At 42.3% G+C, this 2,490-nt stretch carries 1 protein-coding gene; it reads right to left on the bottom strand.

Features of this window, described 5'->3' with window-relative positions; all coding sequences use genetic code 11:
• Window positions 1-689 precede the first annotated feature (689 nt).
• The gene (locus MKI85_RS16865) at window positions 690-2,270 is read right to left on the bottom strand and encodes an arylsulfatase (RefSeq protein WP_241629465.1); all 1,581 of its coding nucleotides are present in this window, start codon (window positions 2,268-2,270) and stop codon (window positions 690-692) included.
• Window positions 2,271-2,490: the final 220 nt, after the last annotated feature.

Genomic DNA, 2,490 nt, shown 5'->3' with positions numbered 1-2,490 from the left:
AAATTACACTGTGCGCCTGAAGGCTTAATCATGACATGATAACGATAGGTCTCCCCCTGCAATTGCATGGTTCTTAACGGTGGGGATTCGGCTTGAGTTGGGATTAGGCGCATCTTGTCATCCATACAGTTGCGATCGTCATAAGTTCTGATTGATATAGAAAAGAGACTTCAAACCATCATGATTAGCACTTCAACTGAAGGTATACACAGCTGGGCGTGCTTTCACAGCATCACAATTTTTGTTAGGTCTTAAAATCGGGGGGAAATCCTGACACGACTAAAGACTCGTGATCTCTTTATTTCCATGTTCATCATTCAGATGTCACTCAGCCCATTTTTCATGCAAGATGAATGAAATACACTCATTCCATTTGAGTGATACATATGATTATTGAGCTATCCAGCATTGGGCATTGCATTTAGAAACTTAGCAAACTTTGACTTGATTAAAACCACCCTAAAGAATGGTAATTTTAATGGTTTTACCCAGGTGAATCATCGGATTTGAATTGGTGAACATACATACGTTAGAAGTGTTTTAAGCAGATTTTTTAAATTATTATTCAGCATCTTATCTTTTTGTATAGTCAATAATTAGTGAGAAATGCATGATGATTTCTCAGTTGTAATATTTTAAATAAGAAAAAGGACTAAACCAGATTTTCCAGTTTAGCCCCCAAAAATGGATTATTCGCGACCTTTTGAAATCGCATCACCCACGAGGTTAGACATATCAAATGACTTACTGCCTTGCACTGGCGGATAGTCTTGCAAAGTCTTGATATGTGCCCCTACCAACTTGTTCATTGGGGACATCAACCAACTCACTTTTTGCATTAAATGTCCTTCTGAATCTTTATTGTCATAAGATTCCATTGGGTCCATACGCAAGTTAAATACCTTCGGCACCGTTAAAGGCACTACATTGGCATAGTAGTCTTCTTTGGTCGAGAAATGGAATTTCCACGGTCCCATACGCACTGCCGTGAGCTTGTTCTCATAGTAGTAGAACATGCTGTTACGCGCTGAATCTTCAGTTTGATTGGTCCAGTATGGAACGTTGTTCACACCGTCAATATACTGCTTTTTCTCCTTCATCACTTTATCCGCTACATTTGGCACACCTGCCGCTGTTGCAAGTGAAGTGAACATATCCATATGGGTCTGAATACCGTTTTTGATTTGATCTGGCTGAATCACACCCGGCCATTTCAACATGGAAACGACACGGACACCACCTTCATAGGTCGTCATTTTTTCGCCACGGAATGGTGTGGTTGCACCATGCGGCCATGAAGAATGTTCTGGACCATTATCCGTTGAGTACCAAATGATGGTATTTTCATCAAGACCATTGTCTTTTAAGAATTGCAGTACCAAGCCAATATCGTGGTCATGTTGCAACATCCCACTGCCATGATAATCTGCCTCAGAGGTATATTTCTCTGCCGCATAACGCCATTTATCATTCAAGCGTGTATACAAGTGCATACGGCTGGTGTTCATCCACACAAAGAATGGCTTACCATCTACTTTCGCCTGCTTCATGAAACGTTCGGCATTTGGGATAATTTCGCTGGCATCGAAATCTTTCATTCGCTCCTGCGTCAAAGGTCCCGTATCTTTACAAGTTTGTTTCCCCATCTTGCCAAAGCGCGGGTCATCAGTACTGTCACTTTTTGACGATGCAAAGCAATGCAGTACGCCTCGGGTACCAAATTGTTTTTCATAATCTTCGATATTGCCTGAGAATTTTTTACCAAAGGCTTGATAGTCACGCTGTTCTGCTTCTTCTTGCGTGTTCAAGTGATAGAGGTTGCCATAGAACTCATCGAAGCCATGTACGGTGGGTAAATGTTCGTTACGGTCACCCAAATGGTTTTTACCAAACTGACCTGTGGCATAGCCTGCACCTTTCAACACTTCAGCCAAACTTGGAGATTTTGCACTTAAGCCCAACGCATCCCCAGGTTGACCGACTGTGGTCATGCCCGAACGAATTGGATACTGCCCCGTAATGAAGGAAGCACGCCCCGCAGTCGAACTTGGCTGCGCATAGTGATCGACAAATCGAATCCCTTGTTTACCAATACTGTCAATGTTTGGCGTGGTATATCCCATAGTTCCCATACCGTAAGCACTCACGTTCTGCCAACCAATATCATCCCCCCAAATCACGAGAATGTTCGGTTGCTTTGCAAAGGTGGTCGCAGACAGTAACGCTCCCCCCACGAGGGCGAGTGAGCGCGCAATTAAACTTTTCCGCATATTGTTTTTCTCCTTGTTAGGATTTTTATAAAGCACATCGAGTTTTGTTATTACATTCAACGCAGCTTTTGCCCGCGTTGAGTTCTTCTTTTATAGTTTTGGAGCTTCAGAAATGACTTTCTAAACTCCTATTACAACAGTTGTTTTAATGTGCTTGTAAGCGTTTCGCAATCTCACTTTTGGAAGTGGTTGCGGTATGAAAAAATTTCTTTAAGCCCGA

This window comes from Acinetobacter zhairuonensis (genome assembly GCF_022601715.1).
Taxonomy (GTDB): Bacteria; Pseudomonadota; Gammaproteobacteria; order Pseudomonadales; family Moraxellaceae; genus Acinetobacter.
This window is presented reverse-complemented; position numbering and strand designations above follow the sequence as displayed.

What these genes read in the sequence shown, in the direction of transcription:
- MKI85_RS16865 (WP_241629465.1), bottom strand. Translation starts at nt 2,270, where the DNA reads ATGCGGAAAAGTTTAATTGCGCGCTCACTCGCCCTCGTGGGGGGAGCG.